The sequence below is a fragment of the Streptomyces sp. Y20 genome, from assembly GCF_043195475.1.
In the GTDB taxonomy this organism is placed as follows: domain Bacteria; phylum Actinomycetota; class Actinomycetes; order Streptomycetales; family Streptomycetaceae; genus Streptomyces.
In genome coordinates, this window is the sequence record NZ_JBIDDP010000016.1 from 84,397 (window position 1) to 100,155 (window position 15,759).

General features: G+C 68.9%; 17 protein-coding genes and 1 pseudogene. 5 read left to right on the forward strand and 13 right to left on the reverse strand.

Features of this window, described 5'->3' with window-relative positions:
• Positions 1-1,056: 1,056 nt before the first annotated feature.
• Positions 1,057-2,022, forward strand: coding sequence for an ArsR/SmtB family transcription factor (locus tag ACGFT1_RS30885; RefSeq protein WP_373912279.1), 966 nt, complete (start codon positions 1,057-1,059; stop codon positions 2,020-2,022).
• A 130-nt stretch (positions 2,023-2,152) separates the two neighbouring features.
• On the opposite strand, the gene ACGFT1_RS30890 is transcribed toward ACGFT1_RS30885, so the two are convergent.
• Positions 2,153-2,965, reverse strand: a complete 813-nt coding sequence (locus ACGFT1_RS30890) for an MBL fold metallo-hydrolase (protein WP_373912280.1) — start codon at positions 2,963-2,965, stop codon at positions 2,153-2,155.
• Positions 2,966-3,606: 641 nt separating this feature from the next.
• On the opposite strand from ACGFT1_RS30890, the gene ACGFT1_RS30895 reads away from it, so the two are divergent.
• The 3 genes and pseudogenes from ACGFT1_RS30895 (at position 3,607) to ACGFT1_RS30905 (ending at position 5,240) form a co-directional block, all read left to right on the forward strand.
• Positions 3,607-4,005, forward strand: a complete 399-nt coding sequence (locus ACGFT1_RS30895; protein WP_373912281.1) for a hypothetical protein — start codon at positions 3,607-3,609, stop codon at positions 4,003-4,005.
• Between the two features lie 70 nt (positions 4,006-4,075).
• Positions 4,076-4,931 (forward strand): annotated as a pseudogene (locus tag ACGFT1_RS30900) (IS5 family transposase).
• A 51-nt stretch (positions 4,932-4,982) separates the two neighbouring features.
• Positions 4,983-5,240 (forward strand): DUF6221 family protein, encoded by a 258-nt coding sequence (locus tag ACGFT1_RS30905; RefSeq protein WP_373912282.1) that lies wholly within the window; start codon positions 4,983-4,985, stop codon positions 5,238-5,240.
• Between the two features lie 21 nt (positions 5,241-5,261).
• On the opposite strand, the gene ACGFT1_RS30910 is transcribed toward ACGFT1_RS30905, so the two are convergent.
• The 11 genes from ACGFT1_RS30910 to ACGFT1_RS30960 all read right to left on the reverse strand — a co-directional run bounded on the left by ACGFT1_RS30910 (position 5,262) and on the right by ACGFT1_RS30960 (position 13,382).
• Positions 5,262-5,375, reverse strand: a complete 114-nt coding sequence (locus ACGFT1_RS30910; RefSeq protein ID WP_373912283.1) for a DUF6417 family protein — start codon at positions 5,373-5,375, stop codon at positions 5,262-5,264.
• Between the two features lie 132 nt (positions 5,376-5,507).
• A complete protein-coding gene (locus ACGFT1_RS30915) occupies positions 5,508-6,215 on the reverse strand; it encodes a hypothetical protein (RefSeq protein WP_373912284.1) in 708 nt (235 codons plus the stop codon).
• 102 nt (positions 6,216-6,317) lie between these two features.
• Positions 6,318-8,522, reverse strand: coding sequence for a hypothetical protein (locus tag ACGFT1_RS30920; RefSeq protein ID WP_373912285.1), 2,205 nt, complete (start codon positions 8,520-8,522; stop codon positions 6,318-6,320).
• Complete coding sequence (locus tag ACGFT1_RS30925) at positions 8,519-9,205, reverse strand: ABC transporter ATP-binding protein (protein ID WP_373912286.1); 687 nt, start codon at positions 9,203-9,205, stop codon at positions 8,519-8,521. The genes ACGFT1_RS30920 and ACGFT1_RS30925 overlap by 4 nt, the downstream gene beginning before the upstream one ends.
• Before the next feature lie 714 nt (positions 9,206-9,919).
• Positions 9,920-10,216, reverse strand: a complete 297-nt coding sequence (locus ACGFT1_RS30930; protein ID WP_373912287.1) for a hypothetical protein — start codon at positions 10,214-10,216, stop codon at positions 9,920-9,922.
• Positions 10,213-10,335 carry a hypothetical protein gene (locus tag ACGFT1_RS30935; RefSeq protein ID WP_373912288.1) on the reverse strand — a complete coding sequence of 41 codons (123 nt, stop codon included), beginning with the start codon at positions 10,333-10,335 and terminating at the stop codon, positions 10,213-10,215. Before ACGFT1_RS30935 ends, ACGFT1_RS30930 begins: the two co-directional genes overlap by 4 nt.
• A gap of 189 nt (positions 10,336-10,524) precedes the next feature.
• Positions 10,525-10,653, reverse strand: a complete 129-nt coding sequence (locus tag ACGFT1_RS30940; RefSeq protein ID WP_373912289.1) for a hypothetical protein — start codon at positions 10,651-10,653, stop codon at positions 10,525-10,527.
• Positions 10,650-11,228, reverse strand: a complete 579-nt coding sequence (locus ACGFT1_RS30945) for a diguanylate cyclase domain-containing protein (protein WP_373912290.1) — start codon at positions 11,226-11,228, stop codon at positions 10,650-10,652. The genes ACGFT1_RS30940 and ACGFT1_RS30945 overlap by 4 nt, the downstream gene beginning before the upstream one ends.
• Positions 11,229-11,273: 45 nt before the next feature.
• Entirely contained in the window at positions 11,274-11,444 is a 171-nt protein-coding gene (locus tag ACGFT1_RS30950; RefSeq protein ID WP_373912291.1) for a hypothetical protein, read from the reverse strand.
• Between the two features lie 697 nt (positions 11,445-12,141).
• On the reverse strand, positions 12,142-13,041 hold the full coding sequence (locus ACGFT1_RS30955; RefSeq protein ID WP_373912292.1) for a hypothetical protein: 900 nt from the start codon (positions 13,039-13,041) through the stop codon (positions 12,142-12,144).
• Positions 13,042-13,247: 206 nt separating this feature from the next.
• Positions 13,248-13,382 (reverse strand): hypothetical protein, encoded by a 135-nt coding sequence (locus ACGFT1_RS30960; RefSeq protein ID WP_373912293.1) that lies wholly within the window; start codon positions 13,380-13,382, stop codon positions 13,248-13,250.
• 285 nt (positions 13,383-13,667) lie between these two features.
• Between ACGFT1_RS30960 and ACGFT1_RS30965 the strand changes: the two genes are divergently transcribed.
• On the forward strand, positions 13,668-14,192 hold the full coding sequence (locus ACGFT1_RS30965; protein ID WP_373912294.1) for a hypothetical protein: 525 nt from the start codon (positions 13,668-13,670) through the stop codon (positions 14,190-14,192).
• Here ACGFT1_RS30965 and ACGFT1_RS30970 read toward each other — a convergent pair.
• Entirely contained in the window at positions 14,182-15,687 is a 1,506-nt protein-coding gene (locus tag ACGFT1_RS30970) for an FAD-dependent monooxygenase (RefSeq protein WP_373912379.1), read from the reverse strand. The genes ACGFT1_RS30965 and ACGFT1_RS30970 overlap by 11 nt on opposite strands.
• Between the last annotated feature and the right edge of the window lie 72 nt (positions 15,688-15,759).

Genomic DNA, 15,759 nt, shown 5'->3' on the forward strand with positions numbered 1-15,759 from the left:
TTCCTGCTGCTTCCTGTCAGCTCATCGTCCGGCGGAGGGAGCGGGCAGTCAGTTTTGGCAGGTCACTGAAGCCGGCCATGCTGCCAGATCGCGGGCCGTTGGAAGGTAGCTGGGGCAGTCCGTTATCCATAGAACCGGCGCAGCCGCTGTGGCGCCTGCCGCGTCATCGGGTGCGCCGCACCTCGTAGCCGTACCCCTTGTCAGGGTCGTTGTCGAAATAGAGCACCGGATGGTCGCCACCCCCTGTCACCTGAAGGAGGGTGGATTCCGAGTCGTCGGGAAAGGAACCTCCCGCCACGAAGTGCAACTCGATGCTGTCGCTGCGCCGGGTGTCGCCCTCCAGGTCCCAGTTGCCCCGCCCGGGCAGCCGGCCCTTGCTGGTCGTGGGCCTACTGAAACTGAACTCGATGCACTACGCGGAATACCCGACATCTCGAAGCTGCCGTCGCGGTGCAACTCGACCCGCCCACCGCCGGAGCCCTTCCAGACCCCGGCGATCTCCCGCGGGACAAGCTTGACCCGACCGTCGTCGGCACAGCTCCCGAACAGGAGGGCTGCGCCGAAGACCACCAGGACGGCGACGCCCGCCATCCCGCTACGCAACGCGCTCGTCTTCCGCCGCTGGTCACTTGTCCTGTTGAAGATGTGCTGCTCCTTGTCGTGGCCCGGGACGGGCTCTGTGTATTGGTGGGGGGCAGGTCGCATGGCCGATGTGGGCGAAGACCGAGTTCAGCAGCGCTGTTCAGTTCGACAACCAGGGCACTCGTCGCGCGTGGCTCGAGCCCCAGAGTGTGGCCGCAGCGGGCGATGGGTCAGGTATCGCACCAGCAGGGCGATCAGCCCCACCAGGCCGGAACCGAGGACGACGACGTCACCAAGGCCGACTGGGCGTGTCGGTAGGCGTTCGCCGTCCAGTTGCCGCACCTGCCGGGCACTCGCCGCGGACTCGGTCGTGTATCGCCGTCGTGGCCAGGTTTCTCCCGGCGCAAGAGGAGGTCATGCCGGTGATCCCACCAGACCGGCCATGAGAGGCTCGAAAGATCTAGTGTGGTCCGAATGTTGCTGTTCCGGCTCGACCTGGAAGACCTCGCCTCCGTTCGGTTCGCGTGCTCACCCCTGCAGGAGACCGCTCTCAGCCTGTGGGCATGGCACAACCCGGTCCGCCACGCCGAGCACCAGCCCTTCCTGCGCCAGTGTGCCCCGCTACTACGGCAACTCGACTGGCCGCTGCTGCAATCGCTGGTCGGCCCGCGCCGGCGTATTCCCGATTTCCTGACCCCTCACCCCACCGGCCCGTCCCCCGATGTCGACGACGAGTTAGCCGCATTGCGGGCGACGCCGGCCGAACGTGTGACAGCCGAGTTGCTCCAGGCCGCAAGTGGTGCGGAGCTACCCCCCGGCCTTCAACAGGCCCACCGAGATCCCCTGGCTCTGCTCGAGCGCATCGCCGACGCCCTGTACGCCTACTGGGCGTTGGTGATCGCCCCCCGCTGGCCGCGCATGCTGGCTGTCCTGCGCGCCGATGTCCTGTACCGGGCCCGGCGGCTGGCCGACGGTGGGGCCGCCACGCTGTTCCCCGATATAGACCCGGGCTTGCGCTGGCGAGCCGGCACTCTCACGGTGGACGCCTTGCGCGACGAACGCCGTGATCTCGCGGTGGACGGCCGGGGAGTGACGTTCACCCCCTCCTTGTTCTGCGACCATGCCAACACTCTCGTTAACCCGGCGCTGCCGCCCAGGGTCGGCTACCCCGCGCGGGGCCGCGCGACGGTATGGCACACGGATGCGGCCGCCCCGCCCGAGGCCTTGGCCGCCCTTCTCGGCAGTACCCGCGCCCGCCTCTTGGCCCTCCTGGCAGAGCCCGCCAGCACCACCGACCTGGCCCACCGAGTGGGCCTGAGCCCCGGCACGGTGAGCCAGCATCTCGGTGTTCTGCACCGCACGGGGCTGGTCACCCGGGCCCGGCACGGCCACCTCGTGCTGTACCTGCGCACCCAACTGGGCGATCAGCTGGCGCCCTGAGCCGTCCGGACGGGGCGCCCCCGCCGGGGCGGCGGCGATGTCGCCTGCCAAGGCACGGTCACCGCACCGCATTGTCTTTGGGCCGGGAGACAGGAAACAACCGGCCGGCACGTCGCTGCTGCATCCCTGCCTAGGTGATCCCCGTGGTACCGCGCAGGTACCCGCGCGTCAGCTCGCGGAGCCGGCGGGGGCCGAAGCTGCGGCCGTGTCCTGGGTGGACGACGGATACGTCAAGGTCGGTGAGGTGCCGCATACTGCGCCGGTAAGCGCACCGATCCGATTCAGGAAGATCGTCGATGAGATGGCCGTTGTAGATCACGTCGCCGGAGTACAGCGCACCCGTGCCTTTCTCGTGGAGGGCGATGCATCCGGGTGTGTGTCCAGGCAGGTGGAGAACGGTCAGAGTGCGACCGCCCACTTCGACGGTGTCTCCTCCCTGGAGGCGGCGGGTGACCTTCAGCGGGCCCAGATGGTAGCCCCTCGGGTCGTACGTGGGGTGCGGCAGCTTGTTGATCAAAAGGTGCGGTACGGGCTCTCCTGCCGCGTCGATGCCGAGTTTCTCGTAGAGCTCGGTCCCGTAGAGGCTCGCCGGGACGCCTCTTGCCAGAGTCTCGACGGCCGTTGTGTGGGCGGCCCGTTCGTGGAACTCGTGGGCTCCGCCGACGTGGTCCAGGTGAGCGTGAGTGAGGATCACCAGCGGGTCCCGCTCGAACAAGTGCGGAATTTCGCGACGCAGTGCGGTCACGCCCAGGCCGGCGTCCACGACGATGTCGCGACCGGCTCCGCGTAACCACCAGAGGTTGGCCCGGAGCAACTTGGCGACGTGCGGTTCGGTGATCCTGACGACTCCGTCGTCCACCTCGTGCAATTCGTACCAGTGACCCGTTTTCACCTGGTCATGGAATGGCGCGTGGGCGGAGTGCCCCTCTCTCTCGGTCGTCATGCCGAGCGAGGCGTTTCTTCACCTGCGTGGACCAGTTGGTAGCCGTAGTCCGTGTGCTCCTTTTCCAGCAGGCCGGCATTCAGGCCCTGGCCAGCACGGGCCTCCAGGTCCGCAGGCAGTCTTGCCGTCGCCGATCCCACCGCGCGCGAGGGTAGTCCGAAGGTGGAGCTCGCCTGTCTCACGACGGGGGCGCGGTAGTGCTCGGGGCGGCACCAGTAACCGATTCGGAGTCCGTCGTTCAAGGCATGAGGGAGGGAAACGGGGGCGCCGGCAGCAGGGAAGCTCATGGCAGGTATCACAGCAGAGCGGCTGCCGGCCGGCACAGAGATTCGGTGTGAGTCGAATGCTTCGCCTCCGGTCCTGTGCGGACGAGCTGGCATGGGACGGTTCGGCGACCGTGCAGGCCTGCCGGCAGCCGGTGTACTGGCGCCGAGCACAGCATGCAGTTCGGCCCGTCTGTCGACGCATCCGCACACGTACTCGCGACCCTAAAGCATCCGTTCCGATGGGCACGGGCCCGTGTGGAACCCGCCGACGAGGCGGCACGCCGCGCCTGCCGGGACAAGGTCAGGAAACTGCCTCCGTCCAGGCTGGAGGAACGCTGGGCTCCGGACAGAACGTGGCCTCAGTCGGAATGGGACGTGCGAACCTTCCGGGCCGGCAGCCGCATCACGATCACGGACAACGACGACGAGGGATCGGACGGAGATATCACCCTCGCCTACCGCGCCTTCACCGGCCGCCCCGTCCTGCGCGGCGCCAAAGCCGTCCTGACCGCCACCCCCACCCTGAGCTGTGACTCTGGACGCGGAATCTACGTCGTCTACCGGCACGACGTCGACCAGACCGGCCCCGACAAACCGTGGGCCCGACTGCGTATCGCCCCCGCCGCCCCCGGAAAGAAGTGCCTGGCACAGCACTCAACCGGGTCGTCCCGCACTGCCACGCTGGTCTGGGCCGCCGGCGGCGTACTCCTCACCGCCGCAGTCGGCACCGGATTCCTTTTGCGGGCCCGCTCCCGCCGCGCGACCTCCGTCTGAGCACACATCACCGCTCGTCGCCCACTTCCCTCACCTAGAGCGTGTCTCTTTATCGGTCAGTTGATCGGATGTGTCCGTCCGGTTAGTGATCACTGATGCGATGTCGGGCCGGATCGAGCCGCTGATGCCGGCCGATGCGGTTCGTGGTCGGCGGTGGGCCGATCACCGCCGAACCCTGGAGGCCATCGTGTGGAAGTACCGCACCTGCTCGCCCTGGCGGGATTTGCCCGGCGAGCTCGGCTCGTTCCAGACCGCTCACAAACGGCTGATCAGGTGGGCCATGGACGGCACCTGGGAACGGATCCTTGCCGCGCTGCTGGCAGCAGCCGACGCCCGTGACGACAATCGGCTGGACCGTTTCGGTGGACTCCACCGTCTGCCGCGCTCACCAGCACGCCGCCGGAGCCGGAAAAAGGGGCACCAGGCCGGGCCGAACCCGGCGACCACGCACTCGGACGCTCCCGCGGCGGCCTGAGCACGAAAGTCCACATCGTCAGCGACAGTCGCGCACGGCCTCTGGCCCTTCGCGTCACCGCAGGCCAGGCGGCGACGCACCGGCCTTCGAAACTGTCATGGCCGGTATCAGTGTTCCTCGAAGCGGACCCGGAAGACCGAGAACCCGGCCGGAGGCGGTCCTGGCCGATCGGGCCTACTCGTCCCGCGCGATCCGGAGCCATGTTCGCCGACGCGGCATTCGTGCAGTCATTCCCCAGCCATCCGCCCAGGTCGGCCACCGTCGGCGGCGCGGCCGCGCCGGCGGCCGCCCGCCCGCTTTCGACGCCGAACACAAGCAGCGCAACGCGGTCGAACGGTGCATCAACAGGCTCAAGCAGTGGCGCGGCCTGGCCATGCGGACGGACAAGCTCGCCATCGCCTACCAAGCCGCATTGCATCTCGCGAGCATCCTCATCTGGACAAGGTGCTGACCGAGAAGGCAGGGGCTTCCGGCTGCGGCATCAGCGCGCGAAGATCGCCATATGGACGACCTTCTGAAGTTCATTCACGCCAGGTACGAGGCAGACAACCATGCCTACGCCGAGGTGGCCTATCGCTTCGGTGGCAAGGCCATCCTCGACAGTCACCTGCCGATGCTCGACCTGATCGACATGCTTGCGCGGGACTGCGCGGCCATGGGCCCCACAGACCCGCGCTTCGCCGGCCTCACCTACACGCTCCGCGTGCTCGCGCAGTCCTATGCAGAGCATCCGGATTACCGCGAGGAATGGCGCCCTTAGAGTCGAACAAAGAGACAGGTCCTAGTCCAGCAGGTGGTGCGCCTCCGGCAAGGTCAGCAACGGCAGCCGCTCCCGCGTTCCTCCCACCGGCGCGATATCGATCTCGTCCAGGTCCACGTCCTCATAGCCGTCCACGCCCGTACAACGCTCTGGTCTGCACGCCGGTCACCTGCCCGTCCGCGCCGGCCCGCGCACGAGCCAGTCCAGGGTCGGCCAGGTGGTCGCTGTACCGGTCGGGCACCGGGTCGTGGGACCGCCATGGGATCGTCAGGTCCGGTCGTTGAGCCCCTCGGGTACGACCCATTCCGGGTAGCCGAACCGTTCACCGAGGGCGACGAGGGCCGGCCTGTCGGCCGGTACGTGGTACGCCTTCATGGCACGCAGGAACAGCCGGAGGCCGAGGTCCGCGCAGGACTCGGCGACCACCCGCTCCAACGCGGATACGAGGCCGGTCACGGGAGTCCCGAACGGAGGACTGCCGACCGCGTGGCTCAGTTGTTCCGCGACCGGGCGGATCGCCTCCAGGACGGCCCGCCGCAACTCCCCGTCCGCCACCGGCTGTGGCGGCGGTGGTGTGAACGCCGGGTCGTCCCGACGTACCCGGGCCAGCCAGGTCTCTTCGACCTTCCGCAGCCAGGCGCCGGTGCTCATGCCGTACTCGCTCGGGTCGAAGACGCCGTGGGTGGCCGCGAGCCACGCCGTGCGGAGCGTCTCGTCCGGCAGCGCGGAGCCCAGCAGCCGCTGGACGTCCTGGCCCAGTTGGGCGGCCTTCGAGCGGTCGAAGTCCTCGACCGATGCTTCCGCGATGCTGAGCCACACCCTGACGGGGCCGCTGTCAGGGTGAGACCGGACGTACTCCCTGTAGGCCTGCTCGAGGACCTCCCACTGAGAGGCCAGCCAGGTGAGCCCGATATCGGTTGTGTAGATGCCCTCGAGGAACCAGTCCTCGCTGTCGGTCCCTGGCTCGTCCGCCATGATCCCCCCTCCAGATAGGAGGCTAGACGACCCACCTTGCCGTGAAAGGCGCTCGGACCGAGGAGCACCTGTCCCCCGCCGGCGACCTGGATTGCTGGGAGCTCAGTCGGCCCGTGGCCGCCACTGTCGCGCCTCTCTGACGGCAGCCACGCCAGCCGCTCCCGCCGCTGCTGCAGCGAGGGTCAGGGTGAGTACGAGTAGCGCGACACACAGGCTTACGGAGAGCTGAGCGCCGCTCGCCCCGCCGCTGATGGGCTGGGCGAGCACGATATAGGCTCCGACGCCTGCGACTCCGGCCAGGACGATGGGCAGGCTGAGAGACCATACCGCCGTGGTGCGAAAGACACGGTTGTGTCCGGTAAGTACGGTGACGGGTGCGAGGGTACGGGCGAACCGAACGAATTCCGAGAGAGCAGACAAGACCATCGCCGCGGCGATGTACACCGTGCCGACTGTTCCGAGAAACGGGATCCAGCGGGCCTGGAAGCCGAGCGTGTTGGATCCGTTGCTTTCGGTCAGGGGACGGATCACGGAATCGGTGCTCAGGCTCAGCCGTGCAGCGCGCTTGACGGCCGATAGGTCGAGGGCCGTGCGGTCGGCGGTGAAGACGACAAGCCACACGTCTTGAGGGTCGAGGCGGGTAGCCGGTGCGGTACGGACGGTGGCCGGGGTGTCACCGAAGTAGGTGTAGGCGTTGGCTTTCAGGCGGCGGTCCAGTTGCTGGAAGGACACCTCTTTGGTGTGCCGTTCCAGGGGGCAGGGCAGATGCAGGGCGCGCAGGTCCGCGCAGGGAGCCTGGATGAGGCGTCGTCTGCTGGATCCGTCCGGTGCGAGGTCCACGTGGCCCAGCGACACCATGTGGACACCGCTGGGTAGTGCGGCCCGGAATTCGCCGCTCGGGCGGGCGCGGTTGGCCGCTTGCACCAGTGCCATGCTCCTGCCCTCGGCGGAGCCCACGTACTCGTTGTCGTCTGAGCGGTTGTGGAGCAGTGTGCTGATGAGCTGAGTCTGTCCGATCACGCCGATCGCGATGACCAGAGTGGCGACCAGGCGTACGACGGCGCCAGGGCGGGCGGCCAGGGTCCGGGCGGCAATCAGCCGCCCGGGATTACCCGCCTTGCGGGCTGCCGCGGCAATCCGGTGAGCGTACCGGGAGGTGACCCAGCCGATCACCGAGGGCAGAGTGACCCATACTCCCACGACGGCGAAGAGGTACCCGAAGGCGGAGCGCTGGCCGCCACCGAGCAGCGGGCCAGTAGCGACGGCGAGCACCACGAAGGCCGGGCAGGCCGCAAGGGCTGTGCGTCGCAACAGCCCGCCGTCTGCCGCACGGATCCGCGTGCGGTGCGAGCGTCGGCTGGCGGAGGGCTGGAGAAGCAACGTGACCGCGAAGACGAATACCACCGCGCCGGCCAGGGCTAGGAGCAGACTGACGGCTGCCTGACGCAGATCTCTTGCAGCGAGGGTGAAGTCGATCCAGGGCAGTGTGACATTGAATACCAGCGCTGGGGCGGTGAGCGCCGTGGCTGCCGCGGCGCCGGCAGCGACCGGGAGGACAGCGGTCCCGAAATCCATCCATGCCCGTGTGCGCCGGTTAGCCCCGAGGACGGCCAGCAGACGGGCCCTGCGGTCATAGCCTGCCGCGCCCATACGAGCGGCAGCCACGGTCAATCCGGCTGCCGGAAGACCCAGCAACACGATCATGATCAAGTCCAGCTGGACGGCGCGGTCGCTCTCGATGGCCTTGAGGTCGCCGAACGAGGGGCCGGCAGAGCCGAACCCCACGATGGGATCGAGGTAGCTCGAGTTGAGCATCCTCTGACTGGGGCGGGTGTAGACCAGGCGTTCGCCGGGGGTGGCCAGTCCCTCCTCACTGATGCGACCCACTGCCTTCCCGTACCGGTGGGTGAAGTCCGCCGACACAGGTGCGCTGGCGAGAGCCGGGGAGAGGAAGGATTCACCGGGAGCGGGCCAGCGGGGCAGGCCTGGAGGCAGCGGCGCATCCGCGGTCAGCGGCCACACGATGACCACCGAGTACTGTCGGCCCTGTTCACTGTCCCAATACCGGCTCCACAGCGCCTTGGGTTGCTGACTATGGGTCGCCATCACAGGGTTGCGGGCCTCGCCACGCAGCTCCCGGCCGTCGAACGTCGCGGCCGACGCCACGAAAGCAGCGCCGGTGAGCGCCGCCACCACGGTGGCCATCAGCAGTGCGAGGAAGCGACTTCGCCCACTCTCACCGGCCCGCGCGGCCGAAACGCCCATGCGCAGCATCTGCCACCGCAGCGGTGTCCCCGTGTTCTTCATGCCGCCCCCTGCCCCGGTGCCTGCACCAGGCGTCCGTGGCTGAGCCGCAGGACCCGGTCGGCGCGTCCGGCAATTGAGGCGTCGTGGGTCACCACCAGCAGCCCGCAGCCATCGTGCCGGGGCACGTCGAACAGCACATCGGCGACCTGATCGCGGGCCTGCTCGTCCAACGCCCCAGTAGGTTCGTCCGCCAGCAGCAAGGAAGGCTCGGACATCAAGGCGCGTGCCACAGCCGTACGCTGGCGCTCGCCACCGGACAGGTCTGCGGTGGCCGCTGCATCGACCGGCACGCCGAGCCCGGCCAGCAGCTGCCGCCCACGATTGAACGCTTCACCTCGGTCCTGGCCGACCAGCAGCGCCGGCAGGGCCACGTTCTCCACGGGCGTCAGCTCAGGGAGCAGCTCACCGAACTGGAACACCATCCCGATGTGTTGCTGCCGCCACTGCGCCAGCTTTCCACCCCGTAGAGCCGCGACGTCCTTCCCGGCCACCACGACCCGGCCGACGGGCGCCCGGATGAGGCCCAGGATCAGCGAGAGCAAGGTGCTCTTTCCCGATCCGGACGGGCCCATCACCGCGACCGATTCCCCGGGCCGCACGGTCAGCTCCAGTGCGGACAGCAGCTTGCGGCCGCCGATTTCATAATCAAGCCCACTGATAGACAACGGGACTTCAGGCGACACCGCTCCACACCCCACACGTCAGCCCCGCTCCGCACGGGCAGCGGGGGTCAGGAAATCGCTTACAGCACAACTGATCCAGGGCGGGGCAGCGTGCCACGTATGGCACGTCGTCCCGCCCTGGCCTAACCGGTCTTCAGGCGACACTCTTATCCGTGGGAGTGGTTGTCCGTCCACCAGTCGCTGCAGTCATCCGGCCACTGGTCGATGGACACGCAGGCCTGCATGTCCCAGATCCGACCGCCGCTGGGGCTGTAGGCCTTGCTGCCGTTGCCGCTCTCGGTACGGACTTCGTATCCGGTCTTGTTCGATAGTTCCGGTTGAAGTTCGCGTACGCGCCGTGCCCATCCGCTTCGGTGTCCTGCACCGCCGCGACACTGCCGGAACTGGTACGCCAGGAGTGCACCCCTCCGGACTTGTAGAGGTCCATGTCCGCGAAGGCGGACCCGCCCGCCACCACCCCGAACGCCAGCGCTACGCCGACGACTGTCGCAGCGGATCGAGCGGCCCACCTGCGGTTTAGCGCCATGTCTCCCACCCCTGTTCCTATTCTTTTGCGGGAACCAAGCGCCCAGCTACGCCGACTGCCCAGGAGGACGTGGCAGAGTCCGCCGTTCGCTTGGTCGACAACTTGGCACGCGTAGCCTGCCGAAGCAGGGCATGTCATGCACCGCACAGATGGTTCACAGCGAACCCGAGAGGTCCTCCAGGTGGAGGTCAGGAGTGGTCGCCTTGGCCCTTGTCCTTGGACTTGGGCTTCGGAGTGAGGTCGGAGGCGAACCGCCCGAGGCGTGCCTCCACGGGGTTGGCGGTGAGCCAGTCCTCGGCGCATGCCTTGTGCACGGGCTCGCCGGAGTGGGAGCGCATGGGCGTGGGCTGGCTGCACAGCGTGCAGGGGAGGTCCTGCCAGCGGTCGAAGTGCTGGCCGTCGCGCCAGACGAGTAGCTCGCCGGGAGCCGGGATCAGGCCCGGCTCGAACGGTGGCTTCTCCTTCGTGCGTCCCGGGCGGGTCACGGCCGGAAGGCGGGCAGCTGCTGGAACACGCGGTCCAGCAGGTCCGGCGTCGGCTTCCAGGGCACGACCTGCCCGCGCGCGGGGACAGGCAGCGGGAGATCCTGGACGTCGCCGAGCACGAGGTGCCAGGCGCCCGGGTGCGCCCATTCCGAGCAGAGCGGCGCACCGTCGGGGTCCTGGTGGCAGTCGGTGATTCAGGCGACGCCGACCACGGCGCCGGTGACGAGCTGGCGGTCGCGGATCGTGCGGCCGATCAGCGGAATCCGCAGGGCGGGCCGGTCGACGGTCTTGCTCGTGTGCAGCAGCACCTAGCCGGTCCGCCACCGCGTGGGCCGGTTCTCCACCGTCTTGGCCCCGGCGAGGATGAAGGCCGGGTACGGCTGCCGGATGCTGGTGCCCCCGATCCAGTCGCCCTCGGGCAGGGTCGCGGTGCTCATGCGGCCCGCCCCCACACGGCCGTGCCCGGCCTGCCCGCCCGGCGCCCGTTGATGGACGGGACCGTGGTGTGCGCGGCAGTGGCGAGGACCGCGCGGCCGGAGTGCTTGCCGTCGTACAGCGCTGTGTCGGCGGCCCTCTGCAAGCTGGTCAGGTCGCGGGTGCCGAGGACATCGGGGGCCGCGGCGCCGACCGAGGCGGCGACCTTGAGGGTGCGGCCGTCGTCCAGGGTGACCAGCGTGTGCAGCATCCGGACCAGCTGCGTGAGTCGCTGCTCGCGACGGCCGGCGGGCAGCTCCAGTACGACCGCGAACTCATCGCCTCCAAGGCGGCCCGCAGCGGCGCGCGGGGCCTGCTCCTCGAGGTCGGCGCGCCCGTCGGGGTCGTCGTCCTGGTCATCGCCGTTGTCCGGGCCGTGGACGGTGCAGACGATGTCCTCGTCGTCGTCCAGGTCGCCGTTGAGCGCGCGGAACAGGCAGGTGACGCTGTAGGCGGGCACCAGGGCGTAGCCGTCGCATTCGTCGTCGTGCGGGCACGGCACCATCACGTCCAACCCGACGTCGCCCTCGCCGTCCACGTCGGTGCGCAGGGCGAGGGTGAGGTACTGCTGACCGAGGCGGATCTACGCGACGCGGTCGCCGCCGACGACGTTCGAGCCGGGCTTCCACTGCCACAGCGGCAGGATCTCCTTGCCGAACGTGCAGGCCACGAGGTTCAGGTCACCGAGGCCGTCGCTGCCGTCCAGTCCGAGGTCGGCCTGCCGGGTCTCGCTCAGGCGCTCCAGGAACGGCAACAGCTGGTGGAGGGGCCCCGTCGAGGCCGACGTCCCCCGAAACGCCCTCACCCAACGTCACACCGACCTCAAGAACCAGTTCTATGAACAGATTCGCAGCCGCGGCGATGTATCCGAGAGCGAGAAGCGACTGCGCAAGCAGATTGTGAAGCTGAGGGAACTCCGCACCTCGGACGCCGCCGAGATCCAGCAACTGAAAGCCGACGTCGAAGCCCTCGTCGGGGCCCTGTACCTCACGCAACTAGAAAATCAGCAACTCCGTGGCCGACCCGGCACAAACATCCGCATGCTCCCGGTACCGGCGCCCATCGCACCATCCTCGAGTCGGGCGATGATGGGGCCTGACTGAGGCGGCGCTCAAGGGGCGCGGACAGTGCGGGGTGACGCCCGGGTCACCGAGGCGACTGACCAGCACCTGGGCTCGGGCTCCCACAGCCCCGGCGGCCGTGGTCGGTGGGCAACTGAATGAGGAACCCGGCTTCGCTTTGCTGGCCTTCGGGGCTGGTCCGAACCCGTGCCTGGCAGCCAAGGACCACATCCAAGCGCAACTTGAGTCGCACCTCCTGCTCGCCCTCGGCCCGGGGGCAGGGCCGCGCCACCCGCTGGCGTCAGCAGTCGTCCCCCCCGCCGACCAGGTGGCCGCCCGCCTACGCAAAGGCTCAGGCGGCGGCCGCCTGCGTTCAACGAAGAGCGGTCCCTAGACGGGCTCGGTGCACATGACGTAGAGGTCGATGTTGGAACTCTGCAGGTCGTCGCTGCCCTGGGCCCACCAGCCGTCGCGCGAGCCGGTCTCGGCCGCCTTTGCGGGGCGGCTGGAGATGAGGCTGGCCGCAGGCCCGTTGGCCGACGCGCCTCCACCGGCGACGACAGTCCCGGCGGGGCACTTGAGCAGGCCGCCGTAGGGGCTTTCGGAAGCGGTGTTGAAGCGGGTGACGGTCAGGGCGTAGACGGGGTCGGTGCAGACCGCGTGGACCACGGCGGTGGTCGTCTCCCATCCGGCGGTGCCGAGTGCCCACTGGGTGGGCTGGGCGGTGCCGCTGACCGGGGTGGGGTACGACTTGCTCAGCCAGGAGTCGGCCCCGATGGCCTCGCCTCCTCCGCCCAGTGCGACCTTCCCGGCCGGACACGACAACGTGGTGAGCGTGTTCTTGGGGGACGGCGTGACAGGGCTCTGAACCATCTGGTAACCGCTGGGCGGGTAGGCGCAGACGGCATAGGTCGTCAGGGTCATGCCGGGGGAGACGAACTTCAAGGCGGACGCCCTCCAGCCGACGGGCTGGCCGCCCTCCACCAGCGGGGCGCTGCTGACGAGCTGGATGTCGTGGCCCCAGGGGGTGTCACCGAAACTGGCCTCGGCGCCTCCGCCGATCGGGACCTTGCGCTGCGGGCAGCGGACACTCTGGGTCTGCAGGTCGCCGACCCCGCCGCCCTGCTTGACGATCTCGACGCCGTAGATGCGCGACGCCGCAGTGGCGGTACCGTCCGCGGGTGTCGCTGCTTGCGAGACCGACGTCCCCGGGCCGGCCGAAGCCATCAGCGTCCCGGCCACCACCCCCAGGGCGGCTGCAGCGACCCGGGCCCTCTTCAGAATGCGCATGAGACCTCTCTCGACGAACGCACCTTGATAGCTTTCGGTGATTGTGTCATTGCTTAGCGTGGCCTGATTTCGGTGTGGTGGTAGCTCCCGCCGACTCGGAGTGAGGGCTGCTGGCGGTATCGCCCTGGAAAGTGAGGGGGCAGCCACTCTCCGGGACCAGCGCGCCCTCCTGACAGCCTGCCGCCAGAAGCGAAGAGATCATCCGATCAGGCGGACGCGATTCCGCCACCGAGCAGGACTCTTTCCGGGGCGCGGTGGGGCTTCCCGCCGGCGCGGATCGGCCCCATGGCGTCCAGCAGCCGGAGTTGGGGGACGTCGTGGCGGTTGTCACCGGTACGCATGACGGCGAGCGGAGTCCCGCGGCGGTCGACCGAGGGACCGCGAACGTCTCACCGCGGCCTCGGACCTCGACGCCTGGGCCCGCACCGAAGCGACTCCGTCCGACGAGGAGATCAAGCGCATCCGCACACTGATCCGCCGCGTCGAGACCGACCTCGACGGGCTCACCGAGGACGAACGTGAGCAGATCAAGACGCCGCCCGGACCCTTCGCAAGTCCCGCATCGTCTCCCTGGGCATGCCCGGCATCCGTCCGCCCGAGCCGGACCTGCGGCTGGAGCGTGACGCATGAGCGCCTCACCGGACCACCTGACCCGAGCGCGGGCCGCTGACTCCGACCGACGACGCAACCGAGTGTTCAAAGCCCTCGACCAACTTGCCTCCGCCGGCGAGGAGATCAGCGTTTCCTCGGTCACACGCGCCGCCGGTGTCCACCGCAGCCTGATTCACCGCCACGGTGACCTGCACGCAGCCGTCATCGCCCGCACGGGCCAGCCCCCGCCCGGCACGGCTGCCGGAACCCAGGCCAGCCGCAAGTCGCTGCTGGCCGACGTCGCGAACCTCACTGCCCGCAACGGAAGGCTGGCCGCGCACATCACCCGGCTCGAACGCCGTCTGTCCGAGGCTCTGGGACAGACGGCTTGGGAAGCCTCCGGCCTCGGCGCCCCGGCCGACGTCGAGACGCTCACACGCCGCGCCGCCGAGCTGGAGCAGCAGATTCTCGATCTGCGCGGCGGACTCGCGGAACGGGACGCGGACCTCGAAGCCGCACGTGCCACCAACCGCGAGCTGATGACCCAGCTCAACCGCTGACCTGCTCCAGCTCACGGGCGTCGCTCAGCGGTCCGCCGAACCACTGGTGCAGTGCGGCTCGCAGACCGTCGATGTCGTTCGGCCCGTGTCCGGTCCACGCAATGTGGCAGTCGGGGCGCAGCAGCAGGCCGGTCGCGCTCGTGCCCTCTGCCTTGCCGCTCATGACATCGACCCGGTCGTGCCAGGGCTTCGCGGCCTCGGCGAAGTCGCCGCACAGGTCCAGCAGCAAGGGCCGGGCGGTGGTGGTCAAGTCGGCCAGCCGACGGGTGCCTGCGCCGGTGTGGATCACGAGGTCGGGCGCGAAGTCCTCGGTGGTTCCAGCGAGCAGGTGGGCGATGCGTTCAGTGCCGCCAGGTGAGGCGAGCAGGTCACCAAAGACGGTCCGCAGGGCACTGACCTCCGGTCCGGGGCGCATCAGTGCCGACTGGGACAGGGTCGAGGCCACGACGTGTTCTGCGACAGGTCGGCGTTCCTCGTCGTAGGTGTCGAGCAGACCTTCGGGGGCCCACCCTCGCACTGTGGCGGCCAGCTTCCAACCGAGGTTGACCGCGTCCTGCAGGCCGAGGTTGAGTCCCGGGCCGCCGATCGCCGAGTGCACGTGGGCCGCGTCGCCCAGCAGCAGTACCCGCCTGTCCCGGTAGCGGTCTGCCAGTCGGGTGTTTCCGCCGGCAAGTCGTCGAAGCAGGTGCGGTCCCTCTCCTTGGGGCGGACCCAGCGGGACGGGCACACCCAGCACGCGTTCGGCGCTCGCCATCATCTCCTCGAAGGTCATCGGGGTGGTGTGCTCGTCCGGCCTGCCGGTTTCGGTGGTGTTGAGGACTGGCACTCGGCCAGGCAGCAGGCCCCACGCGATCGTGCCGCGCTCCGTGCGCACGTACAGCAGGGGTGGCAAGCTCCCGTAGCCGGGAACGTGCAGGCTGCCGTCCGGGCCCAGGTATTCGTCCGCCACGGACACGTTCGCGGAGCGGGTGACGAAGTCGTCGGTGGTCACGCCCGGGAAGCCGATGCCGGACAGTCGTCGCACCAGGCTGTGCCCCCCGTCAGCCCCTACCAGGTAACGGGCGGTGAGAGCCTCACCGCCGGCAAGGGTGATCCGGACGAAGTCGTTGTCCTGGTGCAGATCGGCCACCTCCTGCCCCCTGCGGAGGTCGACGCCGAGTTCCACGGCGCGTTCGGCGAGGACCTTTTCGATCTGCTCCTGCGGCGCCGGGAGCAGGCTCACGGGATTGTCGTCGAGTCCTGTGAGGTCCAGCGTGAATGCGCCGAACATGTAGCGGGGCGCGGGTCGGGGCGGCTCGCTGGATCCGCTGATGCGTGCGTAGAGACCACGTCGGTCGAGCATGCGCACCACCTGACCGACCAGACCGTTCGCCCGGGGCTCGGTCTTCGGGCCGGCGAGACGCTCCAGCACAACCGGACGCACCCCAGCCAGTGCCAGCTCGCAGGCGAGCATCAACCCGTTCGGGCCGCCACCGACAATTACTACATTAAGCATGACAATTCTCCTTTTTGGGGCATGGCGGCGTAGAGGCTGCAAGCAAGCAGCCCCTGTTCAGGGTTGGAAAGG